The sequence below is a fragment of the Loktanella atrilutea genome (assembly GCF_900128995.1).
Classification (GTDB): Bacteria; Pseudomonadota; Alphaproteobacteria; order Rhodobacterales; family Rhodobacteraceae; genus Loktanella; species Loktanella atrilutea.
In genome coordinates this window covers 2,501-5,884 of sequence record NZ_FQUE01000034.1, presented here as the reverse complement: position 1 = coordinate 5,884, position 3,384 = coordinate 2,501, and the positions used below count along the sequence as shown (strand labels likewise).

1 tRNA gene and 2 rRNA genes are annotated in these 3,384 nt (G+C 54.0%); all 3 read right to left on the bottom strand.

The features are described from left to right. The 3 genes from BUA54_RS20290 to BUA54_RS20280 all read right to left on the bottom strand — a co-directional run bounded on the left by BUA54_RS20290 (position 1) and on the right by BUA54_RS20280 (position 3,379). A tRNA-Met gene (locus BUA54_RS20290) sits at positions 1–77 on the bottom strand. 70 nt (positions 78–147) lie between these two features. Further along, positions 148–262 (bottom strand): 5S ribosomal RNA (rrf, locus tag BUA54_RS20285). Positions 263–546: 284 nt separating this feature from the next. After that, positions 547–3,379: ribosomal RNA gene (locus BUA54_RS20280) — 23S ribosomal RNA — on the bottom strand. Between the last annotated feature and the right edge of the window lie 5 nt (positions 3,380–3,384).

The following is a 3,384-nucleotide window of genomic DNA, read 5'->3' as shown; positions in this document are numbered from 1 at the left end:
TGGTTGCGGGAGTAGGATTTGAACCTACGACCTTCAGGTTATGAGCCTGACGAGCTACCGGGCTGCTCCATCCCGCGCCATGGGCTGGTGAGTGATCACCGCCTGTCGCTTTTGATCGTTCGAGAGATACGTGTCTGTGTTTGTTAGGTGTGGCAATGACTTACTCTCCCACGTCTTGAGACGCAGTACCATCAGCGCTGTGGCACTTAACGGCCGAGTTCGGGATGGGATCGGGTGTTTTGCTCACGCTATGATCACCACACCAAAGAAACACAGACGATGGAACCACGGAGGTGGTTCCGCCGGGTTGCAGGGCACGTTCGCGCAGCGAATGTGCAGCCACAGGGCAGATCACCTGGGTGTCTCCATCGTTTTCACATCAGCGGTCGATCGGGTCTTCATGATCGACCGAGTGGCTGCACGTTTGCAAGCAAACATGCCTTGCCACCCGGTCGATCGCAGAGACGCGATCGACCGTTGTTCAAGTCAGCACAACTGATGTTGTGGTGTGTATACATCCTGATTTCGGTCCAGCTTCTACTGGATCAAATCAAGCCTATCGGACCATTAGTACCGGTCAACTGAACGCATTGCTGCGCTTACATCTCCGGCCTATCGACGAGGTGGTCTACCTCGGTCCTCAGGGATACCTTGTTTTGAGGGGGGCTTCCCGCTTAGATGCCTTCAGCGGTTATCCTGTCCGATCATAGCTACCCTGCACTGCCGTTGGCACGACAACAGGTCCACCAGTGGATCGTTCACCCCGGTCCTCTCGTACTAGGGGCAACTCCTCTCAAGTATCCTACACCCACGGAAGATAGGGACCGAACTGTCTCACGACGTTCTAAACCCAGCTCACGTACCTCTTTAAACGGCGAACAGCCGTACCCTTGGGACCTGCTCCAGCCCCAGGATGAGATGAGCCGACATCGAGGTGCCAAACGGTGCCGTCGATATGGACTCTTGGGCACCATCAGCCTGTTATCCCCAGCGTACCTTTTATCCGTTGAGCGATGGCCCTTCCACGCGGGACCACCGGATCACTATGGCCGTCTTTCGACTCTGCTCGACTTGTCAGTCTTGCAGTCAGGCTGGCTTCTGCCATTGCACTCAACGAGCGATTTCCGACCGCTCTGAGCCAACCTTCGCGCGCCTCCGTTACGATTTGGGAGGCGACCGCCCCAGTCAAACTACCCACCACACAGGGTCCCGGATCCGGATGACGGACCGCGGTTAGACATCAAGCAGAGCAAGGGTGGTATCTCAAGGGAGGCTCCACCAGGACCAGAGTCCCGGCTTCAAAGCCTACCACCTATCCTGCGCATGCTGTACCTGATGCCAGTGTGAAGCTATAGTAAAGGTGCATGGGGTCTTTCCGTCTAACCGCGGGTAGCCTGCATCTTGACAGGCAATTCAATTTCGCTGAGTCCACATTTGAGACAGCGGGGAAGTCGTTACGCCATTCGTGCAGGTCGGAACTTACCCGACAAGGAATTTCGCTACCTTAGGACCGTTATAGTTACGGCCGCCGTTTACCTGGGCTTCAATTCGGAGCTTGCACTCCTCCTTTTAACCTTCAGGCACCGGGCAGGCGTCAGACCCTATACGTCGTCTTGCGACTTCGCAGAGCCCTGTGTTTTTAGTAAACAGTCGCCACCCCCTGGTTTGTGCCCCCGGCCTCGACTTGCGTCAAAACCGGGCCTCCTTCTCGCGAACTTACGGAGGTATTTTGCCGAGTTCCTTAAATGTGGTTCTCTCAAGCGCCTTGGTATTCTCTACCAGTCCACCTGTGTCGGTTTAGGGTACGATCTTAAAGGAGGGCTATTTCCAGGAACCTGTTGGCAGCCTGTCCAATCCGATAAGGACAAACTACGGCTCAGATCCGTCACCACTCCACGGCCCAGGAATATTAACCTGGTTCCCATCGACTACGCCTTTCGGCCTCGCCTTAGGGGTCGGCTTACCCTGCTCAGATTAGCTTTAAGCAGGAACCCTTGGACTTTCGGCGAGGGGGTCTCTCACCCCCTTTGTCGCTACTCATGTCATCATTCTCACTAGTGATCTCTCCACCCCATCCCTCACAGGGGGGCTTCACAGAAAGCTCCGCGTCTCCAAAACGGGCAAGCCCGCTGAAGAGACATGGAACTATGTCACACTACGCTCTGCTACCGCGTATATTGCTATACACCCTAGACTTCGGCTCATGGCTTGAGCCCCGTTACATCTTCGCCGCAGGACAGCTTGTTTAGACCAGTGAGCTGTTACGCTATCTTTAAAGGATGGCTGCTTCTAAGCCAACCTCCTGGTTGTTTTGGCCGTCCCACCTGCTTTCCCACTTAGCCATGAATTAGGGGCCTTAGTCGTAGGTCAGGGTTGTTTCCCTCTTCACACCGGACGTTAGCACCCGATGTGTGTCTGCCGTCTAGTACTCCTCGGTATTCGGAGTTTGGTTAGGATCAGTAAGCCGGTAAGGCCCCATTACCCATCCAGTGCTCTACCCCCGAGGGTATTCGGACGACGCTCTACCTAAATAGATTTCGCAGAGAACCAGCTATCTCCGAGTTTGATTGGCCTTTCACCCCTAGGCACACCTCATCCCGACCTTTTTCAACAGGTGTGGGTTCGGACCTCCAGTTAGTGTTACCTAACCTTCATCCTGGACATGCCTAGATCACTCGGTTTCGGGTCTGATCCCACGAACTCATGCGCCCTATTAAGACTCGCTTTCGCTGCGCCTACACCTAACGGCTTAAGCTTGCTCGTGAGACCAAGTCGATGACCCATTATACAAAAGGTACGCTGTCAGGCCTCATGGACCCTCCAACTGCTTGTAGGCGTTCGGTTTCAGGTACTGTTTCACTCCCCTCGTCGGGGTGCTTTTCACCTTTCCCTCACGGTACTGGTTCGCTATCGGTCAGTAAGGAGTACTTAGCCTTCGAAGGTGGTCCTCCGATGTTCAGACAGGATTTCACGTGTCCCGCCCTACTTAATACGTCCAATCATGCTTCTTATACGGGACTGTCACCCACTCTGGTTGAGCTTTCCAACTCATTCTAATCACACTCATGGCTCGGCTGGTCCCCGTTCGCTCGCCGCTACTAGGGGAGTATCTGTTGATTTCCTTTCCTCCGGGTACTTAGATGTTTCAGTTCCCCGGGTTTGCTTTTGTAAGCCTATGTATTCAGCCTACAAATACCTGGTTTACCTCATTATAGGCAGCCTTGCGGCTATTATAACAAAGTATCAGGTGGGTTGCCCCATTCGGAAATTCCTGGATCAAAGCTCATTCTCAGCTCCCCAGGACTTATCGCAGAGTATCACGTCCTTCATCGCCTCTTACTGCCAAGGCATCCACCAAACGCCCTTTTCGCGCTTGATTTGATC